This is a genomic window from Rhizobium sp. AN68 (assembly GCF_030758035.1).
GTDB classification, from domain to species: Bacteria; Pseudomonadota; Alphaproteobacteria; order Rhizobiales; family Rhizobiaceae; genus Agrobacterium; species Agrobacterium tumefaciens.
Genome location: NZ_JARWMI010000002.1, coordinates 1,893,487 through 1,916,958 on the forward strand (window position 1 = coordinate 1,893,487; position 23,472 = coordinate 1,916,958).

The following is a 23,472-nucleotide window of genomic DNA, read 5'->3' on the forward strand; positions in this document are numbered from 1 at the left end:
CTGCGGTTTTACGGTTTGGCCGCGTCGATGATTTCCTGCTCGGCGCTGGCGGCCTGCTTGATGGACTCCTCGACGGATTGACCCTCGAGCAAAATCCGGTTCGTCATGTCGATGGCGTTCTGCCGCTGGGCTGCCTCATCCATGAACCGTGTCGTATGGGCGTATTCGAGACCCTTCAGGAACGGTGCATAGATCGGGTCTTTCAGGTTCTCCTCGGTCAACGCCGCAGATCGCCGCGCCGGCAACTCGCCAACCGTCTTCAGCCAGATCGCCATGGCTTCCGGTGAGGAGATGTAAGTGAGGAATTTCTTCGACGCTTCCAGTTCTTCACCGGTTGTCTTGGCGCTGATGCCATTGGCGAAATAGCTGGCATAGTTGGAGCGGATATTCTTGTCATTGGTGGGAAGCTCGGTCACGCCCCACTCGAAGTCCTTGATGGTTCTGAAAGATCCAAGCCTGAACGTGCCGTCGATGGTCATGCCTGCCTTGCCCGCACGGAAGGCAGCCTGGCCTTCGTCCATGAAGCCCACCTGACCGATCTTCTTTTCAAGCTGCAGGCTCGTATATAACTTCAGCGCCTGGATGCCCGCCTCGCTGTCATAGGTGACTTTCTGGTCGTTGTCGGTGTAGGGCTCGCCGCCATATTGGCGGATAAGAACTTCGCGCCACCATTGGTGGTCCTGACCGCCCATATCGAGCGTGGAGCCTGCAACGGTCAGGTTTCCGGCGGCATCGTGCTTGGCGATCTTTTCCGCCGCGGCAACAAATTCGTCCAGCGTCTTCGGCGGATTGGCGGCGTCAAGGCCGGCTTCCGTGAAGAGCTTCTTGTTGTAGAAAAGTGCGAGCGAGCGAACCGCCGTCGGCAAGCCGTAATAATCGTCGCCGCGCTTCATGGCGCCGACGATGGGGAAAAATTCGCTTTCGATCTTGTCATGCGGGAAAGCGTCTGTCGGCAGCGGCTGCAAGATACCGCCGGCTGCAAACTTGTCGAGCCAGCCGTAGAAGAGCTGCATCACGTCAGGGCCTTTACCGGACATGTTGGCGGCAATCACTCGCGTCTGGTAGTCGGCATAAGGGAAGGTCACCTGTTTGACGGTGATATCCGGATTGGCCTTCTGAAACTCGGCGATAAGCTCGTCCATCGCTTTGACGCGTGTGTCGAAGACATATTGCCAATATTCGATTTCAACCGCCTGCGCGGCGTTGAATGCAAATGTGCTGAAACCGGCGACCAAGCCGGCGAACAAAGTTGCCCTGCGCATGTAAGCCTCCATTTTCTCCGCCCGGTCTTCCGGATGCGGAGTGATCGTTCCCTTTATCCGCGCTTTCGCGCGCGCTCATCGATTTGCCGGCAGCGGGATTTTTACGCGTTCCGCCCCTTGCAATTCTGACCCCCGGTCGCTCTCTACGGTTCTCTGAAGGCGAGCATTTGTCAATAACATAATTTACTTGAATTATTATATTGCGCTTATCCTCACTTCGACGCTATGAATTTTCTAACGGACGGGAAGTTGAAGAGATGACGGTGCACACGGTGGATACCTATCCCGTAGCAATCGGAAAAAATCCTGAGCGCAGCCGCGAACACAACAGGCGAGTCGTCCTCGACATCGTCAGGCGGCACGGCTCGCTCGGTCGCGCCCAGTTAGCCAAGATCACGCATCTCACACCCCAGGCGGTTGCCAATATCGTCGATGAGCTGGTGGGTGAGGGGCTCCTGAAAGAGCTTGGTCGCCGGCGCACCGGCAGGGGCCAGCCGCCGATACAATTTGCCGTCAACCCGGATGGTGGCGCAACGATCGGGGTTGAGATTGCCGCAGACCATATGGTCACCGTCGGTCTTGATCTGGCCGGCGTGTTGCGCACGCAGCGCGTCACGCCGCTCAAGGACACCACGCCGGACGCTATACTCAAAACCTTTGCGGCGGAGCATGCAGCGGTTGCGAAGAATGTCGGGTGCAGGCTGCTTGGCACCGGCGTCGTCATGCCCGGGCCTTTCGAGATTGACGGCATGACCTCTGTCGGTCCGACGACGCTTTCCGGCTGGGTGGGTGTCGATGCCCGCCAGATGCTGAGCGATGCCTGCGGCCAACAGGTCGTGGTGGAAAACGATGCGACGGCCGCTGCCGTCGGCGAGCGCCTGTTCGGCGCAGGGCTGGCTATCCCGAATTTCTGCATGGTCTATTTCGGCGTCGGCATTGGTCTCGGAATCATCCAGGATGGTTCGCCCTATCGCGGCGCTTTCGGCAACGCTGGCGAAATCGGCCATGTGACCGTCTCGCCCAAGGGAAGGCCTTGCCCGTCTTGCGGGCAAAGAGGTTGCCTGGAGGCCTATGCTTCCCTCTATGTGCTCAAGGAAAAGCTCGTCTGCGCCGGTGTTGCGGACACGGAGCTTGATGATCTTGAAGCCCTGTTCAGCGCGGGCAATCCGGTCGTGATGGAATGGATCGACGAGGCAGCCGTCCATCTGGCGCCCATGGTGGCGATGCTCGAGAACATTCTCGATCCGCAGACGGTCATTCTCGGCGGTGCGCTGCCTGAAAACATCATCAGCGAGATCATTGCGCGGATGGGGCATCTGCCGACTTCGGTTGCTAGCCGGCGGCAAAGAGAGTTGCCGCGCGTCATCCACGGCAAGTCCGGACAGTTGACGGCGGCGCTTGGTGCTGCCGCCTTGCCGCTGTTCGACATTGTCACACCAAAACTCGAGACGTCCCTGGGCGCCGCAGCGCAGGTGCCCGGCTGAATATTGGAGGAGACCGCCCATGCTTAATCCCCGGGAGCGCATCGAACGGCAGATGGCCGATCCATGGCTCGTGCGTCTGCACCGTAGACTGAGCGCACTGAAATCCACTGTAACCGTCATGCACACCGGTGCGCACCCGGACGACGAGCAGAACGGGCTTCTCGCCTATTTCCGGATGGAACTGGGCATGCGGATCATCATCGCCTGCTCGACGCGCGGTGAAGGTGGGCAGAATGCGCTCGGGCCGGAGCGGCTGGGCGCGCTTGGCGTCATCCGGTCGCGGGAGCTGGAGGAGGCGGCCCGCATCATCGATGCGGACATAAGCTGGCTCGGCCATGGCCCGGCGGATATCATCCACGACTTCGGCTTCTCCAAGGATGGCGACCAGACCTTTGGTCGATGGGGGCAGCAGCGCGTCGTCGAGCGGCTGGTGCGCGCCTATCGCAAGGAACGGCCCGATATCGTCATTCCGACATTTCTCGACGTGCCGGGACAACACGGGCACCACCGCGCCATGACGCGCGCGGCGAAAAGCGCAATCGCGCTGGCGGCTGATCCTGCCGCCTACCCCGAGCATTTCTCCGAGGGGCTGAAGCCGTGGAAGGTGGCCAAATATTACCTTCCTGCATGGTCTGGTGGTGGTGACACCTATGATGACGAGGTGCCTCCGCCGGAAACGACGCTGACAGTCAATGCAGTGGGCAAGGAGCGGGCAACCGGCGCGCAATACGACCGCATCGGCGAATGGTCGCGTTATTATCATGCCTCACAGGGAATGGGGCATTGGCCGAAGCGGGCGCAGGAAGCATGGCCACTGCATCTCGGGCTCTCCAACGTCGCGGGCGGTGAGGAAAGCTCGATCCTCGACAGCCTGCCGTCTTCGCTGGCTGATCTCTCGGCTTTTCCGGGTCTTACCGCCGATTTGGCAAAGGCGCTGGTTGCGGCCGAACAGGCAATCACTGACGCAATCGATGCCTTTCCCGACGCGCAGCGGATCACGGCCTCACTTCTGACGGCGGCAGCCCTTTTGCAAGAGGTTGACGAGGCCGCAGCGCAGGACTTCAGGGAGTTGCATGGGCACCGGATCGCGCGCAAACGGGCGCAGGTCGATGCCGCCATCCTGACGGCGCTTGATCTTTTCGAGCGGGCCTATGCCGAGCCGGCCGAGATCGTTCCGGGCGGGACGTCATCTCTCTATGTGGAACTCGCGGGAAAGGCGGCTGAATTTGACGTCGAGGTTACCCCGGTCCTTCCGGCTGGCGTATCGTCTTCGGTTCAGTCGCGTGGCCAGACAATGGTCTTCTCACTTGCCGCCGATCAGGACGCGGCCGTTTCCGGGCTTTACCAGCCCGCCTGGAAAGCCTCAGGCGGCAATGGTCATGCCTCGGTGCGCCTGTCCGTAAGGATTGGAGGCAGGGAGGTTTCGGCCGCTTTCGATCTGGAGGAGCCGTTTTTCGTGACGCCGGCGCAGTCGCTGACGATTTCGCCCGATGCGCTTCTGGTTCCACTTGGACAGGGGCAGGATTCCCATGTTTTTCAGGCACACATAAAGGGTGCCGATGCACCGCTGTCTTTCAGGAGTACGGGTGGCTGGAACCTGCGCAAGACCGGCAATGACTGGATTGCCGAGCGTACCGGTGAGGCAGCGGTCGGCCTTGCCCAGATCGAAGCGCTTGTCGGTTCGCAACCTGCCTTCCAGATCACGCCCATCGCATATCCGCATATAGGCCGGGCGCGGTTTCTGGCACCCTCCGCTCTGAAAATCCTCTCGCTCGATCTCAAGCTGCCCAAGGGCGCGCGCGTCGGTTATGTCGGCGGCGGTGCCGACCGGGTCGGATCATGGCTTTCGCGCATGGGTCTTGATGTCACCGAACTCGATGCGCAGGCGCTTGGCGGTGATCTCTCGTCCTTCACGACGATTGTTGTGGGCATCTTCGCCTTCGGCATTCGCAAGGATCTGGCTGCGGCAACCGAAAGGCTTCACCGCTTCGTCGAAGAGGGCGGCCATCTTGTCACGCTTTATCACCGGCCGACCGACGGATGGAGCCCTGAGACGACGCCCGTCAGGCGACTCGAGATCGGCAAGCCTTCCCTGCGTTGGCGGGTGACGGACCCAAATGCGGAGGTAACGGTGCTATTGCCCGATCATCCGTTGCTTGTCGGGCCCAACACGATCGGTGCTGCCGACTGGACGGGCTGGGACAAGGAGAGAGGGCTCTATTTCGCCGCGCGCTGGGATGATGCTTATGAGCCCCTGCTCGCCATGCACGATGTCGATGAACAGCCTCTGAAAGGGGCGCTGGTCTCGGCGGCCATTGGCAGGGGCCGGCATACGCATACGAGCCTCGTGCTGCACCACCAGATGGACAAGCTGGTGCCGGGGGCATTCCGCCTCATGGCAAACCTTGTGCAACCCGCGTGAATGGCCAGGACCAGAGTGAAAAACGGGAAAACCCGCGCGAAAACGATGCTCGCGCGGGCATCGGCTGGCTGCTCATGGATATGGCCCTCGTTTCGGGTGGAATGACAGCCCTCGTCAAGGCGCAGGGTGTGACCTATCCGGCCTTCCAGCTTGTCTTCATAAGGGCGATGATCGGCCTGATCTTCATCCTGCCGCTTATCTGGCGCAACCGGGGGAAATGGCGCGCGTCAAATATCCCTGGCGCAACCTTTTCCGAATCTGCTGCAACGCCATTGCACTCACCAGCAACTTCGTCGCCATCACCCTCTTGCCGCTCGCCACCGTCAATGCTGTCGGCTTCTCACGCCCGCTGGTGACGATGGCCATGGCGGTTGTCTTTCTCGGTGAAAAGGTAAGTCGATATCGCTGGGTCGGCGCTTGCCTCGCATTTGTTGGCGTTCTTGTAGTCATCGGGCCGGGCGGCGCGGAGATTAACGCAGGCGTGCTCGTCGTCCTCGTCTCCGTCGTGTTCGGCGCGCTTGCGGTGATCCAGACCCGGGCGCTGCGGCAAGAAAACACCACTGTCATGATGGTGTTCTACACGGTGGGTCTTGCCGTCATTACCGCCGTTCCGGCGATCTGGACGTGGAAACCGGTCATGCCGCTCGACTGGGGGCGCTGCTCGCCATCGGCCTGCTTGCGCAAATGGGGCAATATTGCTTCCTGCGGGCCTATCGCATCGCTGACGCCAGTGTTCTGGCGCCCGTTGGATATCTGTCGATTTTGTTCGTGACCGCTGTGGGATACTTCCTGTTTGACGAGGTGCCTGAAGCCCGTGTTGTTCTTGGCATAGCCATCATTCTCGTCTCCTTGCAGGCAACCGCCTTTGCGGAATATCTTTTGAAGAAGTTGCGCGGCCGGCGGTGAAAGGTGCCGCTTTTATCTTTGACGCGCCAGAACGCTCAGCCGGATCCAGCCCAGTGTCGCGCGCTTGAAGCGATCGTAAAACGAACGGGCAAAGCGCACATATCGCATGATCCATGCGAACCAAGCGTAGGTGAGGAGCTTCTCCCGACCGGCGTGGTAAATGCGCTCGACAATCAGGAACGTGGCGAGGTGAGCGAGGATCGTCAGCGCAATTCCCATTTTGACGGTGCCGTGCGCGATGAGGAGCAGGCCGATGATTTTCATCGGTTCGGCGATGGCAAATGGCACCGCCAGCAAAAGAAGAATGGCAAGACGCGGTAATCCGCCAATCCGGCTTTCCAGTTTCCTGATGAATGTCAGTCTGGATATCGCCTTGATGATCGGCCGATAGAGCGGGCGAAAAATGCCGTCGAGGATCAGGGCAAACACGATGATTGCCCGAAGCGGAAAGATGAGGATCTTCCTGATTTTGTTGTTCACCTCATTCGGTCTCCAAAAGGGGCTGTATGGCCAATTCTTAATCGCCTGAAACGTGGCAAAACGAAGTTGTTTTTTACGATCTGCTCTGCTGAACGCTCGCATACATGCCGGTGGTGCGGAATTCGCTTGGATTGATGCCATATAGCCTGCGGAAGACCTTCGAGAAATAGTTCGGGTCTTCGAAGCCGCATAGCACGGATACCTCCTTGATGGGGATGTTTTCGGCTGTGGTGAGAAGCTTGGCTGCCCGTCTCAACCGTCGCTGCAATACAAACTCGGCCGGTGGCAGGCCTTCGCTTGCCGTGAAGATGCGGGAAAAATGCGCACGGCTGAGGCCGGCGACGGCGGCAAGATCGCTGACGGAAAGACGCTCTCCGAGATGCCCGTCTATATAGCTCAGTACCTGCTGCATGGTGCGATATTCACCGCCAAAGGAGGGATGCGAGCCGAACACGTCGTCATAAAGCGTCATCGCCGCTTCATAGGCGACGGCGGAGGCCGCCCCTGGTGTTTCCGCGCCGGTGACGAGGCGCGAGCAACAATGGGCGAGATGATCGACGGTTTCCTGTTGCAGCTTGAGGATAGGCCCGGTGACGGCAAGAATATTGCGGTGAATGCGCAAGGCCTCCTCGCCATTCATGGAGATCCAGAAGAACTCCCATTGCTTTCCCGCATCCAGCCAGTAGCGATGATTGTGCGGGATGAGCAACAGGAGGGTTTCGCCCGGCTTCACCACGTAATGACGGTTTTCGTAACGAAGGTTTCCCAGTCCGCCAATGCAATATTGCAGCACAGTGAATGGTGTCTGTCCGCGCTTTCGTCCGTCCCAGTCATAATTGCCACTGCTGCGGATTTCATAGCCGCTGCTGGTAGGCATTGTGTGCAGGGTCTGGCGGCCGCGGGGCAGCGAGACGGTCCGCATCCCCGGCCCCTGATCGATCAAATCGCGCAGCACAAAATTACCCATGAAAGCATAATCCTTCTCTGGTTCCGCTCGTCATTATACGCATAATCCCGAACCGAGGAGACAGCCAGCGCGATATTGTTGCGGAGAATTTTTCAGGAGTGCCGGTTTTCCGGGGTTCTTACAGGTATATTCTCGCAGCGCCTTATTATGATCGTTTGGCCCGTTTCACCCGTTCGATTTGCAACAGAGGTGGCGTTATGAGTTTCAAAATCGCTATAATCGGCGCCGGAAGCGTCGGGTTCACGAAAAAACTGTTCACCGATCTTTTGTGCGTGCCGGAGTTTCGCGACATCGAGGTCGCGCTGACGGATATCAGCCAGCACAATCTGGATATGATCAGGGCGATCCTCGACAAGGTCGTGGAAGCAAACGGTTTTCCCGTGAAGGTGACGGCGCATACCGACCGCCGTCGCGCGCTTGAGGGTGCGAAATACATCATAAGCTGTGTGCGGGTCGGCGGTCTGGAAGCCTATGCGGACGACATCCGTATCCCGCTGAAATACGGGATTGACCAGTGCGTCGGTGACACCATCTGCGCCGGCGGCATTCTCTATGGCCAGCGTAACATTCCGGTCATTCTGGATTTCTGCAAGGATATCCGCGAGGTCGCCGCACCCGGTGCCAAGTTCCTGAATTACGCCAACCCCATGGCCATGAATACATGGGCAGCCATCGAATACGGCAAGGTGGATACGGTTGGTCTTTGCCACGGTGTGCAGCACGGTGCGGAGCAGATCGCTGAAATTCTCGGCGCAAAATCCCCGTCCGAACTTGATTACATCTGCTCGGGCATCAACCACCAGACATGGTTCATCGATCTGAGGCTGAATGGCCGCAAGATCGGCAAAGAAGAGCTGGTCGCCGCTTTCGAGGCGCATCCTGTTTTCTCACAGCAGGAAAAGCTGCGCATCGACGTGCTTAAGCGCTTCGGTGTCTACTCGACGGAGAGCAACGGCCATCTGTCCGAATATCTGCCTTGGTACCGCAAGCGCCCGGATGAAATTGCCCGCTGGATCGATATGTCGGACTGGATTCACGGCGAAACCGGCGGTTATCTGCGCCACTCCACCGAGACGCGGAACTGGTTCGAAACGGAATTCCCGCAGTTCCTGGCGTCAGCCGCCAAGCCCATCGAACCGGAGAAGCGCTCCAACGAACATGCGAGCCACATTCTCGAAGCGCTTGAAACCGGGCGTGTCTATCGCGGCCACTTCAACGTCAAGAACAATGGCGTCATAACCAACCTTCCTTCTGATGCGATCATTGAGTCGCCCGGTTTCGTGGATCGTTTCGGCATCAACATGGTCTCGGGTATCACGCTGCCGGAAGCCTGCGCAGCGACCTGCATGGCGTCTATCAACGTGCAGCGCATGTCGGTACATGCGGCGGTCAGCGGCGATATCGATCTTCTGAAGCTTGCCGTGCTGCATGACCCGCTGGTCGGCGCCGTCGCCACTCCGGAGGAGGTCTGGCAGATGGTGGACGAGATGGTCGTCGCACAGGCGCGCTGGCTGCCGCAATATGCGGATGCCGTGCCTGATGCCAAGGAGCGGCTTGCGAAATCCACCGTCAAGACCCGCGACTGGGCGGGTGCGGCGCGCCGCAATGTGCGCTCAATCGAGGAACTACGGGCCGAGAAATCGGCGCTGAAAAAGGCCGTTTGAAGGAAAAGGCATGGGAACAGGCCGGTGGTGAAAAGGAGTTCGCCGCCGTGGCTACCGCGACAACAGAGGGTGGGCGGTCGAAGAGCTGCCATTTGGGAGGAATGACGATGCAACTTCAACGCAAGATCGGTATCATCTCGGCACTGAGTCTTGGTGTTTCGATGATCGCACTCAGTGCGAACGCCTTCGAAACCACCACGCCGCCGGAGCCGCCGCAGTTTCCGGCGGAAGGCAAGATCAATTATGTGGCGCGCGACTCGATCCTCGAATTCAAGGCCCTGCCGAGCTACAGCGAGCCGGACTGGATCACCGAAAAATTCGAGAAGACAGGCAAGCTGCCGCCCTTGAAGGAACGCTTGCCTGAGGAGCCGCTGGTCTACAAGACCGGCAACATGGTGGATGGCATCGGCGTTTATGGCGATACGATGCGCCATGTGATCGGCGGACGGCCCGAAGGCTGGAACTACATTGCCGGCCAGAGCCAGGGCTGGGGCGGCATCGATATTGCGCTTTCCGAATGCCTGACTCGCACAGCGCCGCTGTTTCAGGTGAATGCCAAGGACACCGAACCGCTGCCCAATCTCGCCAAAGGCTGGGAGTGGTCGCAGGATGGCCACAAGCTGACGATGCATCTGGTCAAGGGTGCCAAATGGTCTGATGGTGTGCCGTTCAACGCCGATGACGTCATGTTCTACTGGGAAGATGCGGTTCTCGATCCCAACGTCTCGCCGCTCGGCGGCGGCGCGTCGCCCGAAGCCTTCGGCGAGGGCACCACGCTCAAAAAGATTGATGACTATACGGTGGAGTGGACTTTCAAGACCGCTTTCCCGAAGCAATATCTCTACACCATGGCCTATCCGAGCTTCTGCCCCGGACCGGCGCATATTCTGAAGCCACAGCATCCTAAATATTCCAAGAACACATATAACCAGTTCAAGAACGCCTTTCCGCCGGAATATATGAACATGCCTGTCATGGGTGGTTGGGTGCCGGTGGAATATCGCCCCGACGACATCATCGTGCTCAGGCGCAATCCATACTACTGGAAGGTCGACGAGAAGGGCCAGCAGCTGCCTTATCTCAACGAGCTTCATTACAAGCTCTCCACCTGGGCCGATCGCGATGTGCAGGCTGTGGCGGGATCGGGCGATTTCTCCAATCTCGAACAGCCGGAAAATTTCGTCGCTTCGCTGAAACGCGCAGCTGACCCGAATGCGCCGGCTCGCCTTGCCTTCGGGCCACGCCTGATCGGCTATAATCTGCAGATGAACTTTTCCGCCAATGGCTGGGGAAATCCGGACGAGCGCGGGCAGGCCATTCGCGAGCTGAACCGCAACGAGGTGTTCCGTCAGGCCGTGACCTCGGCACTCGATCGCAAGGCAATCGGCGACTCCCTCGTCAAGGGCCCGTTCACAGCGATCTATCCGGGTGGCATTTCCTCGGGCACCGGTTTTTACGATCGCAATTCCACGGTCTATTACCCCTTCAACCTTAAAGAAGCGAAAGCCGCCCTTGCATCAATCAGCCTGAAGGACACCGATGGCGACGGCTTCTTGAACTTCCCGAAGGAGACACTGGGCGGACGAAACGTCGAGATCATTCTTCTAGTCAATAACGGCTACACAACGGACAAGAGCATCGCGGAAGGCCTTGTCGGGCAAATGGCGAAACTTGGCCTTCGCCTCGTCATCAACAGCCTTGATTCCAACCAGCGCGATGCGGCCCATTATGGCGGTCAGTTCGACTGGCTGGTGCGCCGCAACTCCACCGAGCTTTCGTCCGTGGTGCAGAATACCGAGCAGTTGGCACCCGTTGGCCCGCGCACCAGCTGGAACCATCGCGCACCTGAAGGCAAGGAACTGGATCTGATGCCGTTCGAAAAGGAGATGGCCGATATCGTGCGCAAATTCATCTCCTCGCAGGACAATGCCGAGCGGGCGGAACTGATGAAGCAATATCAGAAGGTCTACACGCAGAACCTCTACACGATAGGGCTTACCGAATATCCCGGCGCGCTCATCGTCAACAAGCGGTTCTCGAATGTGCCGCAGGGCACGCCGATCTTCATGTTCAACTGGGCTGAAGACGCCATCATCCGCGAACGCCTTTGGGTCGCGGCCGACAAGCAGGGCAAATACGAGCTTTTCCCCGAGCAGCTTCCCGGCAAGCCGGGTGAGGGCGGCCCGATCAACTAGAACTCCTCCCGGAGAAAACCCGGTACCGGTCGCGCGTGAAGCGCGGCCGGAGACACACGGACTAGCCAAGCGGAGGATACCCGTTCGATGCTGAGATTCCTGACGATACGCATAGGCTCCGCCATTCCGGTGCTGCTTATCCTGAGCGTGGTGACATTCGCCATCATTCAGGCGCCACCCGGTGATTATGCCGACTACATCCGTTCGCAACTGATGAACCAGGGCGGCGCGTCCTTCGAACAGGCGGAAGCGCAGGCGCAGGCCTACCGCATCGAACACGGTCTCGATAAGCCGATCGTCGTGCAATATTTCAACTGGATCGGCGGTATCATCACACGCGGCGATTTCGGCTACAGCTTCTATTACAACAAGCCGGTTGCCGATGTGGTCGGCGAACGCCTGCCGCGCACCATCGCACTCGCCCTTGTCTGCCACATTCTTTCATCACTTCTCGGTATCGGATTCGGCATTTGGGCTGCCACCAGACAATATTCCTGGATCGATAATCTGCTTTCGACCGTCGCCTTTCTCGGCATGACCATTCCGCGCTTCCTGATGGCGCTGATCCTCGTCTACCTGATGGTGTTTCATTTCGACGTGTCGGAAATCGGCAGCTTCTTTTCGCCGCAATATGGCGGTGCGCCATGGTCATGGGGGAAGTTCGTTGATCTCGTCAGCCATGTCTGGCCGGTGGTTGCCATCGCCGTCTTCGGTGGACTTGCCTATAATATGCGGGTGATGCGCGGCAATCTGCTTGATACGCTGAACGCCCAATATGTGGAGACGGCGCGCGCAAAGGGTCTTTCGGAAGGTGCGGTCATCATGCGCCACGCCGTGCCGAACGCCGTGCATCCGCTCATTATGTATCAGGGCGTCGTGCTGCCCTATATGCTGAGCGGCGAAATCGAAACTGCGATCATCTTTGCGCTGCCGACCGTCGGTCCCGCCATCGTCGGGTCCATGGCGGTCGGCGATGTCTATGTCACCGCAACCTTCATGATGGTGCTGGCCGCCACGCTCATCGTCGGCAACATCATCGCCGACATGCTGCTCGCCATGCTCGACCCGCGTGTGCGCGAATTCGGGAGGGCTTGAGATGGTGGCCGTTGACGAACTCAAGAATGAATCGGCTGCCGCGCCGAAGCCCGATCGGGGTGTTCAGGGTAACGAGACCTATCTCGCTCTGGTGTGGCGGCGCCTCAGACGCTCTTTCACCGGCATGGTGGGGCTGGTGCTGGTGGTGCTGTTGATCACGATCTCCGTCTTCGCCGATTTCTTCGCGCCGATGAACCCGCTTGAAACCAATGACAGTTTCTCCCCGCCGCAGGTGGTGCGGTTCTCCGACAAGGACGGCAATATCAGCCTGTTCCCTCGGGTCTATGCTACCGCTGAAACGGACGAGCTCGATCCGGTGACCTTCCAGCCTATCGTCGGCCCCGATTACGACAATCCGCTTTATCTCGGCTTTTTCGTGAAAGGCGCGGAATATCGGCTGTTCGGCCTCATCCCGGCAAACCGGCACTTCTTCGGCACCGCGGACGGGCAGCCGGTGCATTTTCTCGGAACAGACAAGTTCGGACGCGATGTGCTGTCACGCGCCATTTATGGATCGCGCATCTCGCTTGCCATCGCGCTCAGTGTCGTCACCATCGTTACCGTCATCGGCACCAGCGTCGGGTTGATCTCAGGATATTTCGGCGGGCCGCTGGATGCCTGGGTGCAGCGTTTCGTGGAAGTGGTTCTGGCCTTTCCACAATTGCCGCTCTATCTCGCCTTGACGTCGCTTATCCCGGTCACTGCCCCGACGACTGTTTTCCTCCTCTTCGTGGTCGGCGTCATGTCGGCGCTCGGCTGGGCGCAGATGTCTCGCGAGGTGCGCGGCAAGACGCTGGCGCTGGCGCGTATCGATTATGTCCGCGCCGCGATTGCCGTCGGCGCCACCGACCGGCGCATTATCTTCCAGCACATCCTGCCGAATGTGATGAGCCATGTGATTGTTGCCGTCACGCTGCATATTCCAAGCGTCGTGCTGCTCGAATCCTTCCTTGGCTTTCTCGGTTTCGCGGTCAAGCCGCCGCTGATCTCCTGGGGGCTGATGCTGCAGGATACGGCTACCTATTCCGTCATTGGTTCCTATCCATGGATCCTTGCGCCGGTCGGCTTTGTGCTGGTCACCGTTTTTGCCTTCAACGCGCTGGGCGATGGCCTTCGCGATGCTGTCGATCCCTATTGAAAGGAGCGTAACATGGTTGCTGCACAGAACACCTACGCCCCTGCCATCCGCTTCGATGCTGATAATCGAAACGACCAGGCCATCATCGATGCACGCAATATTGCCGTGACTTTCAAGGTTGAGCACGGCACGGTGGAGGCAGTGAAGGACATTTCCTTCCAGCTTTACCGGGGGGAGACGATCGCCATCGTTGGCGAATCCGGTTCGGGAAAATCGGTGACCGCCCGCACCATCATGGGGCTTTTGACGAAGCGGGCCTCGGTTTCGAAAACCGCGACCGTGCGCTTCAACGGCGACGACATCCTGAAGTTTTCAAGCCGCCAGCGGCGGGCGTTGCGCGGCAACCGTATCTCGATGATCTTTCAGGAGCCGATGAGTTCGCTGAACCCGATCTATACGATCGGCAGTCAGATCGTCGAGGCGATCCGCGTCCACTCGAGGATGAGCAGGAAGCAGGCCGAGGCGAGGGCGCTCGATCTTTTGCGGCAGGTGCAGATACCGGAGCCGGAGGCGCGGCTGAAGCAATATCCGCACCAGCTTTCAGGCGGTCAACGGCAGCGTGTCATGATCGCCATGGCGCTCTCCAACGATCCGGATGTGCTGATTGCCGACGAACCCACCACCGCACTCGATGTCACAGTGCAGGCGCAGATCCTCAACCTCATTCGAGACTTGCAGAAGAAGCGCGGCATGGCCGTGGTACTCATCACCCATGACCTGACGATCGTGAAGCAGTTTTCCGATTACGTCTACGTCATGCAGCATGGCGAGATGCGTGAGCACAACACCACTGAGCGGCTGTTTGCAGCGCCGAACCACCCCTATACCCGAAAGCTGCTTGCTTCCGAGCCGCATGGTACTGCCAAACCACTGCCGGAAAATTCCGGCGTGCTGCTGACGGCGAATGGCGTGCGGGTGTCGTTTATGATGCGCTACGGCGGCCTGTTCAAGCCGGAATTGAAGGAACTTGTTGCCGTCGACGATCTTGGTCTTACCCTCAAACGCCATGAAACGCTGGGGATTGTAGGCGAATCCGGGTCCGGCAAGACGACCTTTGGCCAATCCCTGTTGCGGCTGAACGAGCCGGTGGCCGGGCAGGTGATTTTCGATGGCGAGAGGGTCGACGGCCGCTCCCGGTCTCAAATGCGGCCCCTGCGCTCACGCATGCAGGTCGTCTTTCAGGACCCTTTCGCCTCGCTCAATCCACGCATGACCATCGGCCAGATCATCGAGGAAGGGCTGGTTATCAACGGGCTTGGTAAAACCAAGGCCGAAAGGCTGGAGCGGGTGCGCGACGCGCTGGAGGCGGCAGGCATGCCCGGCAACATCCTCTCGCGTTTCCCGCATGAGTTCTCCGGCGGCCAGCGCCAGCGCATCGCCATTGCCCGCGCCGTGGCGCTGGAGCCAGAATTCATCCTGCTCGACGAGCCAACCTCGGCGCTCGACCTCTCCGTTCAGGCGCAGATCATCGACCTGCTCCGCAAGCTGCAGGACGAGCGGGGCTTAAGCTACCTGTTCATCTCACACGACCTGAAGGTCGTTCGCGCTCTCTGCCACCGCGTCATCGTCATGCAGCGCGGCAGGATCGTGGAGGAAGGCCCCGTCGAGGAGGTGCTGAACCGTCCGAAAACCGAATACACCCAGCGGCTCGTCCGGGCCGCCTTTGAAATCGCATAGTTCAAGATGCCGGAGGCAAATATGGCACGAGATCCCAAGATCACATTTATCGGCGCAGGTTCCACGGTGTTCATGAAGAACATCATCGGCGACGTGCTGCAACGTCCGGCTCTTTCCGGCGCAACGATCGCGCTGATGGACATCAATCGCGAGAGGCTGGAAGAAAGCGCCATCGTCGTCAACAAGCTGATTTCGACATTGGGGGCAAAGGCGAAAGCCGAGACCTATACCGACCAGAAAAAGGCGCTTGCCGGTGCCGATTTCGTCGTCGTCGCCTTCCAGATCGGCGGATATGAACCCTGTACGGTTACCGATTTCGAGGTGCCGCGCAAATATGGCCTGCGCCAGACCATTGCCGATACGCTCGGCGTCGGCGGCATCATGCGTGGTCTTCGCACCGTGCCGCATCTGTGGAAAATCTGCGAGGATATCCTCGCCGTTTGCCCCAACGCCATCATGCTGCAATATGTGAACCCGATGGCGATCAACACTTGGGCGATTGCCGAGAAATACCCGACGATCCGGCAGGTCGGCCTCTGCCATTCGGTGCAGGGTACGGCCATGGAACTCGCCCATGATCTCGATATTCCCTATGAGGAAATCCGCTATCGTTCGGCTGGCATCAACCACATGGCGTTTTTCCTGGAATTCGAGCACCGTCAGCCTGATGGCAGCTACAGGAACCTCTATCCCGATCTCGTGCGCGGCTATCGCGAAGGCCGTGCGCCAAAACCCGGCTGGAACCCGCGCTGCCCCAACAAGGTGCGGTACGAGATGCTGACGCGTCTCGGCTACTTCGTTACCGAAAGCTCCGAGCATTTCGCCGAATACACACCTTATTTCATCAAGGAGGGGCGAGAAGACCTGATCGAGAAATTCGGCATCCCGCTTGATGAATATCCCAAGCGCTGCATCGAGCAGATCGAGCGCTGGAAGGGGCAGGCGGCGGCCTATCGTTCGGCTGAGAAGATCGAGGTCAAGCAATCCAAGGAATATGCCTCCTCCATCATCAACTCGGTCTGGACCGGCGAACCCTCCGTCATCTATGGCAACCAGCGCAACAACGGCTGCATCACCTCGCTGCCATCGGATTGCGCGGCAGAAGTGCCCTGCCTTGTCGACCATAACGGCGTGCAGCCCACCTTTATCGGCGAATTGCCGCCGCAACTCACCGCCCTGATGCGCACCAACATCAACGTGCAGGAACTGACGGTGCGGGCGCTGATGAGCGAAAACCGCGAGCACATTTTCCACGCGGCGATGATGGACCCGCATACGGCGGCGGAGCTGGACCTCGACCAGATATGGTCGCTGGTGGATGATCTGCTTGTCGCGCACCGGGACTGGTTGCCGGAATGGACGCAGGTGGAGATGAAGCGGGCGCGGGCGGTGTAAGGAACGCGACGGCTGCGTTGACGGCAGGCTGGCGCACCTTGCGTGGCGTTCGCCGGTTGTCATTCCGCTATAGATTTAACGTCATCCTCGGGCTCGTCCCGAGGATCCAACCACCTAGCAGAAAATGATAGCTAGCAGATGCTCGGGACAGGGCCGAGCATGACGAAGTGGGTTTTAGTCCTTCATCCACTTGACGTGTGTCAAAGCCTCGAGGCCCTTCCTCACCTAAACAGCCCCCAACAACCTGTCGTCTCCCTTCAATAGTGGAAATATCAGGTACGAATTATGAACGTAAAGGTGGCTGGCTTCTTCGGTTTCATCGTATTACGGTTGAAACTACAGGGGCGCAGGGGGAAGACGGATGTCTAAAAAAGGCTTGCTCATTGGTCTGGTGGTTCTGGTTATTGCCGGTGTCGCCTATTTCTCCTGGTCAAAGCTGAAGGGGGAGGGACTTCCTGCCGGCTTCGTGGCCAGTAATGGCCGGATCGAGGCTGTCGAGATCGACATCTCCACCAAAACCGCCGGCCGCCTTCAGGATATCATGGTGCGCGAAGGCGATTTCGTGAAGGCAGGACAGGTGCTTGCCCAGATGGACACGGCCCAGCTGGAAGCCAAGAAACGTCAGGCGGAAGCGCAGCTTCGTCGCGCGAAAATTGCGATCGATACCGCCAACAGCCTCGTTGCCCAGCGGGAAGCGGAAAAAACCTCCGCTCAGGCGGTGGTGGAACAGCGCAAAGCCCAACTCGATTCCGCCTCCAAGACCAATACACGTTCGAAACAGCTCCTGACCGGCAATGCCGTGTCGCAGCAGATCGTCGACGACAGCGAAGCCGCCGAACAATCCGCCCGCGCCACACTTGCCTCGGCGCAGGCCTCTCTCGCCGCTTCGGATGCTGCAATCAACGCCGCCAAGGCACAGATCGTCGATGCGGAAGCGGCTGTCGATGCCGCGCAGGCCGATATTGAGAGCATCGAGACTGACATAGCCGATGCGACGCTGAAATCACCCCGCGACGGCCGGGTGCAATATCGTATCGCCCAGCCCGGCGAAGTGCTCTCCGCCGGTGGGCGGGTTCTCAACCTTGTCGATCTCGGCGATGTCTATATGACGTTTTTCCTGCCGACGGCTGAGGCAGGCCGCACGTCGATGGGCTCCGACGTCCGCCTGATCCTCGACGCCGCGCCGCAATATACCATTCCGGCCAAGGTTTCCTTCGTCGCCGATGTCGCGCAATTCACGCCAAAGACGGTTGAAACCGAGGAGGAGCGCCAGAAGCTTACCTTCCGGGTGCGGGCGCAAATTCCGCAGGAGCTGCTGCAGAAATATATTCAATATGTCAAAACCGGTCTGCCGGGCATGGCCTATGTCCGGCTTGATCCGCAGGCCGCCTGGCCGGAAAACCTCGAACGCAATCTTGTGAAGTGAGGGTGGCCGCGATGGTCGCGCCCTCCACGAATAAGAAAAACGATCCGAATGCGCCCGTCGCGCGGCTGGCGGATGTGCGGCTGACCTTTGGCAGCACGGTAGCGCTGGCCGACATATCGGTCGAGATTCCCGCTGGCCGGATGATCGGGCTGATCGGGCCTGACGGTGTCGGCAAATCCAGCCTGCTGTCGCTCATCTCCGGCGGACGCGCCATACAAAAGGGAAAAGTGGAGGTCCTCGGCGGCGATATGTCCGATCCGCGCCACCGCGAGGATACTTGCCCGCGCATCGCCTATATGCCGCAGGGCCTCGGCAAGAACCTTTATCCAACCCTCTCGGTCTTCGAAAATATCGACTTTTTCGGCAGGCTGTTCGGGCAGGATGGCAAGGAGAGAAAGGCACGCATTGCCGAGTTGCTGAAGAGCACCGGCCTTGAACCTTTTGCCGACCGGCCGGCCATGAAGCTTTCAGGCGGCATGAAACAGAAACTTGGTCTCTGCTGTGCGCTGATCCACGATCCCGACCTGCTCATTCTCGATGAACCGACCACCGGCGTCGATCCGCTGTCGCGCCGGCAGTTCTGGGAGCTGATCGATACGATCCGTGCCGGACGTCCGGGCATGAGTGTGATTGTCGCGACGGCCTATATGGAAGAGGCCGCCGGTTTCGACTGGCTGGTCGCCATGGATGGCGGCAAGATCCTCGCCACCGGCTCCCCCGACGAACTTCTCGAACGCACCTCGACCGCCAATCTCGATGCCGCGTTTATTGCGCTTCTTCCGGAAGAAAAGCGCAAGGATTACCACGAGGTGCATATTGCGTCACGCAAGGTGACGGATGATGGTGACTATGCCATTGAGGCGTCGCATCTCAGCATGCGCTTCGGTGATTTCACCGCCGTCGACAATGTCAGCTTCAAAATTCCGCGCGGCGAGATTTTCGGTTTTCTCGGCTCGAACGGCTGCGGAAAATCCACTACGATGAAAATGCTGACCGGGCTTCTTGCCGCCACTGAAGGCGAGGCGAAGCTGTTCGGCCACAAGGTGGATGCCAGTGACATGGCGATCCGCCACCGCGTCGGTTACATGAGCCAGGCGTTCTCGCTCTATTCCGAATTGACGGTGCGCCAGAACCTTGATCTGCACGCACGGCTGTTCAAGCTGCCGGAAGAAACCATTCAGCCGCGCATCGCCGAGATGGCGGAGCGTTTCGATCTGGGTGCGGTCATGGAAACCATGCCTGACGACCTGCCGCTCGGCATCCGCCAAAGACTGTCGCTGGCCGTGGCGATGATCCATTCGCCCGACATTCTCATCCTCGATGAGCCGACCTCCGGCGTCGATCCGGTGGCGCGGGACGGCTTCTGGCAAATCCTCGCCGATCTCTCCCGCAACGACAATGTCACCATCTTCATCTCCACGCATTTCATGAATGAGGCGGAGCGTTGCGACCGGATTTCGCTGATGCATGCCGGCAAGGTGTTGATCAGCGATACGCCTGACGCGATCACCAAAAGCCGAAATGCCGCAACGCTCGAAGAGGCTTTCGTTGCCTATCTCGAGAATGCTTCGGGTGTCAAAAAGGCGGAGCCTGCAATAGCGCCCGCTCCGGCAGCGGAGGTGGTTCCGACGCAACACGCAACACCTGCCCGCAAACGGTTTTTCGATGTCAGACGCATGTTCAGCTATACGCGCCGCGAGGCGCTGGAACTGCAGCGCGATCCCATTCGTGGCACTTTGGCGGTTCTTGGCAGCGTCATCCTGATGTTCGTGATCGGATACGGCATCAATCTCGATGTTGAGGACCTGACCTTCGCGGTACTGGACCGCGACGATTCCACCATCAGCCGCGATTATGTGCTCGATATAGCCGGCTCCCGTTACTTCATCGAGAAAGAGCCGATCCGCGACTATGCCGACATGGACCGGCGCATGCGTGACGGGGAACTCAGCCTTGCCATCGAAATTCCACCCGGTTTCGGCCGCGATGTCCTGCGCGGCAAGACGGTGGAGGTCGGGGCCTGGATCGACGGCGCCATGCCGCAGCGGGCAGAAACAGTGCGCGGTTACGTGCAGGGCATGCACCAGACATGGTTGGCACGCAAGGCGAGCGAAATCTATGGCAATGCAGCGACGCAAAGCAGTTTCAGCATTGAAACGCGCTATCGTTACAATCCTGACGTCAAGAGCCTCGTCGCCATGGTCCCGGCGGTCATTCCTCTGCTGCTGATGCTCATACCGGCCATGCTGGCGGCCCTCAGCGTCGTCCGGGAAAAGGAGCTTGGCTCCATCGTCAACCTCTACGTGACGCCGACCACGCGGCTGGAATTCCTGATAGGAAAACAGCTTCCCTATGTGGCGCTCGGAATGCTCAATTTCCTGCTGCTGACCGCATTTGCGATATTCATCTTCCAGGTGCCGTTTACCGGCAGTTATCTCGCTTACGCGACTGGCGCTTTGCTCTTCGTCATCATCGCCACGTCCATCGGTCTCGTCATGTCTTCCTTTATGAAGAGCCAGATCGCGGCGATCTTCGGCACCGCCTTGCTGACGCTCATTCCGGCGACGCAATATTCGGGCATGATCGATCCCGTTTCGTCGCTGCAGGGGGCGGGGGCCTTTATCGGTAATATCTATCCCGCCACCTATTTCATGACAATTTCGCGCGGCACCTTCTCAAAGGGGCTGGATTTCGCCGGCCTTTCCGGTTCTTTCCTGCCGCTCATCATCGCCATTCCGCTGCTGCTCATCGCCGGCGCCGCTCTTTTGAGGAAACAGGCGTCATGAGGTTTTTTTCGTCCAACATCTTCCAGCTCGGCATCAAGGAACTGCGCGGGCTTGCGCGTGACGGAATGCTGCTGCTCTTGATCGCTTACGCCTTCACGCTGCAGATCTACACCGGCTCCAGCGCGTTGCCCGAAACGCTCAACAATGCCGCCATCGCAATTGTGGACGAGGATCAGTCGCCGCTTTCCGGCCGCATCAGCACGGCGTTTTATCCGCCCTATTTCGCGCCGCCGAAACAGATTTCCATTGCTGAAATGGACAAGCGCATGGATGCTGGGCTCGACACCTTCGCGCTCAACATTCCGCCGGATTTCCAGCGTCAGCTAATGGCCGGGCAGCAACCTGCCATCCAGCTCAATATCGATGCCACCCGCATGAGCCAGGCCTTCAGTGGCGGCGGCTACGTGCAGAACATCGTGACGAGCGAAGTTGAGGAATATGTCAACCGCTATCGCGGCGCGACGACGGTGCCAGTCGATCTGACGCTGCGTTCTCGTTTCAACCCTGAACTGGACAAATCCTGGTTCGGCTCGATCAACAATATCATCACCGCCATCACCATGCTGTCGATCGTGCTGACGGGCGCGGCGCTCATTCGCGAGCGTGAACATGGAACTGTCGAGCATCTGCTGGTCATGCCGGTCACGCCGCTGGAAATCGTGCTCAGCAAGGTCTGGTCCATGGGCCTTGTCGTGTTGGTGGCCTCGGCATTTTCCCTTTTCGTTGTCGTCAAGGGGCTGCTCGCTATTCCCATCGAAGGCTCGCTCTCCCTTTTCCTGCTTGGAACGGCGTTGCAGCTCTTTGCGATGACATCGATGGGTATTTTCCTGGCAACAGTGGCGGGTTCCATGCCGCAATTCGGCATGTTGCTGATCTTATTCCTGCTGCCGCTGCAGGTGCTGTCCGGCGCCATGACGCCGCGCGAAAGCATGCCGGATATCATCCAGTACATCATGCTGCTCGCACCCAACACTCATTTCGTCATTCTGGCGCAATCGGTGCTTTTCAGGGGGCGGGGCTAGATGTGGTCTGGCCGCAATTGCTGGCGCTGCTTGCGATAGGCTCTGCACTCTTCATTTTTGCGCTTCGCCACTTTCGGCGGTTCCTGCGCTGACCGGCGGACAAGAGCCCTTTTTCCAGCATTTGCGAACGAGTTGAATTAATTGTGTTCGGTAACGGTATGTTCGCCCTCCGGGAATATCCCTATGAGGGCGGTTGGGTAAAAGAGGGCTTTGTTCAGGAGTAGCAAATGAATATCGCAGGACGTCTGTCACTCACGGCCATGATCGCACTGGCCACGACACCATCTCTCGCATCGGAGGATATGGCTTCGCAGACGAGTGAAGCGATATTTGGTTTTGGTGGTGTGTTAACGAAAGAAGACATGCTGAAAAGCGCTGCCCTCGTTCCCGTGGAATACGAAAAGAATGCCATTCTGGGTGGCGGTTATCAGTTCTATCCCTATCGCATCGGCAATGTGAAGCTGGGCGGTGAAATCGGCGTTGCCGTCAGGTTTGGCAAGGGTTTCACTGGTGAAGTCTGGGCGGGGCCGGTCGCGCGATATGACAAGATCAGGCTCGGGGAACGGTTGTTCGTTTCGCCGAGTTTCACGGCGGGTCTGAGCCTCGTCTCGGATGCGCAGCCGGGGCGGGAGCGGCAAGAAGAAATTAAGGACAACGGCAACGCCAATGTCCTGTTTTACCTCGGCCCGGAAATCAACGTTTCCTTCAGCGAAGAATCCTCGACGGAGTTCTTCTGGCGGCTTCACCACCGTTCCGGCGGCGGCAAGACGCTGGGCAATATGAAGGGCGCGACGAATGCCAATGTGTTTGGCGTCCGCTACAAGTTCTGACGACGGGGTGCCGGTAGTGGCACCCGATATGACTGAATTTACGCCACACTTCTGTTTTTCCGCGCCCCTCGGAGGATGATCCTTGCATTCAGCGCATGGGTGGCCTGCCTTATTCTGTCTGTTCTTTGGTCCCGACAAGGCGCATATAAGGGACATCAAAGGACGCCGGAACGAAACGTTACTGACGTCGCCAACACCTTGAAAGGGTAATGTCATGAACGTAGCACGCAGCTTTAATAACTGGCGCAAGTATCGTCAGACCGTCAACGAACTGGGCCGCATGAGCAGCCGCGAACTGCACGATCTCGGTATCGACCGTAGCCAGATCAACAGCGTCGCCCGCGCCGCCGTCGGCAAGTAATCAGGCAGCTATTGCCGCTTTTTAATGCCTAAACGCCCGCTTCGCGGGCGTTTTTGTTTTTGGCGAACCGTCCACGCTTGTGTCTCCCACGGGGCATGCCGTGCAAAGGCGAAAATCAGCCTGTTGCATTGATGTTTCGGGTTGGAAAAATCGCCATGCGTTTGATGCATGTCTGAGGTGCAAGCTTGTGTCTGTGAAATGCAGAAAAAAATGATATCTTCAAATCATCGAAACGGATGTACCTCCTCCCACATCCTTTCGGTAATGCGGGTGATCCTACTCCTCCTCCCAAGGATTACCCCGGGAACAGCGGTTTCCTCCTCCCATATCGCTGTTCAATCTTTCAAGAAGCCTGCCGCACC

General features: G+C 58.8%; 15 protein-coding genes and 2 pseudogenes. 14 read left to right on the plus strand and 3 right to left on the minus strand.

What is annotated here, in order from left to right; translation table 11 throughout:
• Positions 1-8: 8 nt before the first annotated feature.
• Positions 9-1,274, minus strand: coding sequence for an extracellular solute-binding protein (locus tag RBH71_RS12040; protein ID WP_323687316.1), 1,266 nt, complete (start codon positions 1,272-1,274; stop codon positions 9-11).
• Between the two features lie 245 nt (positions 1,275-1,519).
• Between RBH71_RS12040 and RBH71_RS12045 the strand changes: the two genes are divergently transcribed.
• The 3 genes and pseudogenes from RBH71_RS12045 (at position 1,520) to RBH71_RS12055 (ending at position 6,074) form a co-directional block, all read left to right on the plus strand.
• Complete coding sequence (locus tag RBH71_RS12045) at positions 1,520-2,746, plus strand: ROK family transcriptional regulator (RefSeq protein WP_323687317.1); 1,227 nt, start codon at positions 1,520-1,522, stop codon at positions 2,744-2,746.
• A gap of 19 nt (positions 2,747-2,765) precedes the next feature.
• Complete coding sequence (locus RBH71_RS12050; RefSeq protein ID WP_323687318.1) at positions 2,766-5,168, plus strand: PIG-L family deacetylase; 2,403 nt, start codon at positions 2,766-2,768, stop codon at positions 5,166-5,168.
• Positions 5,165-6,074: pseudogene (locus RBH71_RS12055) on the plus strand (DMT family transporter). Before RBH71_RS12050 ends, RBH71_RS12055 begins: the two are co-directional and overlap by 4 nt.
• A 12-nt stretch (positions 6,075-6,086) precedes the next feature.
• Here RBH71_RS12055 and RBH71_RS12060 read toward each other — a convergent pair.
• A complete protein-coding gene (locus RBH71_RS12060; protein WP_162694213.1) occupies positions 6,087-6,554 on the minus strand; it encodes a hypothetical protein in 468 nt (155 codons plus the stop codon).
• A gap of 73 nt (positions 6,555-6,627) precedes the next feature.
• Positions 6,628-7,521, minus strand: coding sequence for an AraC family transcriptional regulator (locus RBH71_RS12065; RefSeq protein ID WP_323687319.1), 894 nt, complete (start codon positions 7,519-7,521; stop codon positions 6,628-6,630).
• A gap of 197 nt (positions 7,522-7,718) precedes the next feature.
• On the opposite strand from RBH71_RS12065, the gene RBH71_RS12070 reads away from it, so the two are divergent.
• From RBH71_RS12070 to RBH71_RS12120, 11 genes and pseudogenes are all read left to right on the plus strand, one after another.
• Entirely contained in the window at positions 7,719-9,185 is a 1,467-nt protein-coding gene (locus RBH71_RS12070; RefSeq protein ID WP_013761095.1) for an alpha-glucosidase/alpha-galactosidase, read from the plus strand.
• Positions 9,186-9,292: 107 nt separating this feature from the next.
• Positions 9,293-11,380: an ABC transporter substrate-binding protein gene (locus RBH71_RS12075; RefSeq protein ID WP_323687320.1), complete on the plus strand. Its 2,088-nt coding sequence runs from the start codon at positions 9,293-9,295 to the stop codon at positions 11,378-11,380.
• Between the two features lie 87 nt (positions 11,381-11,467).
• On the plus strand, positions 11,468-12,475 hold the full coding sequence (locus RBH71_RS12080) for an ABC transporter permease (RefSeq protein ID WP_019566696.1): 1,008 nt from the start codon (positions 11,468-11,470) through the stop codon (positions 12,473-12,475).
• A gap of 1 nt (position 12,476) precedes the next feature.
• Positions 12,477-13,613 carry an ABC transporter permease gene (locus RBH71_RS12085; RefSeq protein WP_111800815.1) on the plus strand — a complete coding sequence of 379 codons (1,137 nt, stop codon included), beginning with the start codon at positions 12,477-12,479 and terminating at the stop codon, positions 13,611-13,613.
• Positions 13,614-13,625: 12 nt separating this feature from the next.
• Positions 13,626-15,290, plus strand: a complete 1,665-nt coding sequence (locus tag RBH71_RS12090) for an ABC transporter ATP-binding protein (protein WP_111800816.1) — start codon at positions 13,626-13,628, stop codon at positions 15,288-15,290.
• Positions 15,291-15,311: 21 nt separating this feature from the next.
• Complete coding sequence (locus RBH71_RS12095) at positions 15,312-16,685, plus strand: alpha-glucosidase/alpha-galactosidase (protein WP_111800872.1); 1,374 nt, start codon at positions 15,312-15,314, stop codon at positions 16,683-16,685.
• Between the two features lie 361 nt (positions 16,686-17,046).
• Positions 17,047-18,111, plus strand: coding sequence for an HlyD family secretion protein (locus tag RBH71_RS12100; protein WP_111800817.1), 1,065 nt, complete (start codon positions 17,047-17,049; stop codon positions 18,109-18,111).
• Positions 18,112-18,122: 11 nt separating this feature from the next.
• Positions 18,123-20,897, plus strand: a complete 2,775-nt coding sequence (gene rbbA, locus RBH71_RS12105; protein ID WP_111800873.1) for a ribosome-associated ATPase/putative transporter RbbA — start codon at positions 18,123-18,125, stop codon at positions 20,895-20,897.
• A pseudogene (locus RBH71_RS12110) lies at positions 20,894-22,011 on the plus strand (ABC transporter permease). The gene rbbA and the pseudogene RBH71_RS12110 overlap by 4 nt, the downstream one beginning before the upstream one ends.
• A gap of 135 nt (positions 22,012-22,146) precedes the next feature.
• A complete protein-coding gene (locus RBH71_RS12115) occupies positions 22,147-22,749 on the plus strand; it encodes a hypothetical protein (RefSeq protein ID WP_004431289.1) in 603 nt (200 codons plus the stop codon).
• A gap of 214 nt (positions 22,750-22,963) precedes the next feature.
• Positions 22,964-23,110, plus strand: a complete 147-nt coding sequence (locus RBH71_RS12120) for a DUF1127 domain-containing protein (protein WP_004431290.1) — start codon at positions 22,964-22,966, stop codon at positions 23,108-23,110.
• Positions 23,111-23,472 lie beyond the last annotated feature (362 nt).

Bases quoted from the DNA above. Each gene is read 5' to 3' on its own strand.
- RBH71_RS12040 (WP_323687316.1), bottom strand. From the start codon at position 1,274: ATGGAGGCTTACATGCGCAGGGCAACTTTGTTCGCCGGCTTGGTCGCC.
- RBH71_RS12045 (WP_323687317.1), top strand. From the start codon at position 1,520: ATGACGGTGCACACGGTGGATACCTATCCCGTAGCAATCGGAAAAAAT.
- RBH71_RS12050 (WP_323687318.1), top strand. From the start codon at position 2,766: ATGCTTAATCCCCGGGAGCGCATCGAACGGCAGATGGCCGATCCATGG.
- RBH71_RS12065 (WP_323687319.1), bottom strand. From the start codon at position 7,521: ATGGGTAATTTTGTGCTGCGCGATTTGATCGATCAGGGGCCGGGGATG.
- RBH71_RS12070 (WP_013761095.1), top strand. From the start codon at position 7,719: ATGAGTTTCAAAATCGCTATAATCGGCGCCGGAAGCGTCGGGTTCACG.
- RBH71_RS12075 (WP_323687320.1), top strand. From the start codon at position 9,293: ATGCAACTTCAACGCAAGATCGGTATCATCTCGGCACTGAGTCTTGGT.
- RBH71_RS12080 (WP_019566696.1), top strand. From the start codon at position 11,468: ATGCTGAGATTCCTGACGATACGCATAGGCTCCGCCATTCCGGTGCTG.
- RBH71_RS12085 (WP_111800815.1), top strand. From the start codon at position 12,477: ATGGTGGCCGTTGACGAACTCAAGAATGAATCGGCTGCCGCGCCGAAG.
- RBH71_RS12090 (WP_111800816.1), top strand. From the start codon at position 13,626: ATGGTTGCTGCACAGAACACCTACGCCCCTGCCATCCGCTTCGATGCT.
- RBH71_RS12095 (WP_111800872.1), top strand. From the start codon at position 15,312: ATGGCACGAGATCCCAAGATCACATTTATCGGCGCAGGTTCCACGGTG.
- RBH71_RS12100 (WP_111800817.1), top strand. From the start codon at position 17,047: ATGTCTAAAAAAGGCTTGCTCATTGGTCTGGTGGTTCTGGTTATTGCC.
- rbbA (WP_111800873.1), top strand. From the start codon at position 18,123: ATGGTCGCGCCCTCCACGAATAAGAAAAACGATCCGAATGCGCCCGTC.
- RBH71_RS12115 (WP_004431289.1), top strand. From the start codon at position 22,147: ATGAATATCGCAGGACGTCTGTCACTCACGGCCATGATCGCACTGGCC.
- RBH71_RS12120 (WP_004431290.1), top strand. From the start codon at position 22,964: ATGAACGTAGCACGCAGCTTTAATAACTGGCGCAAGTATCGTCAGACC.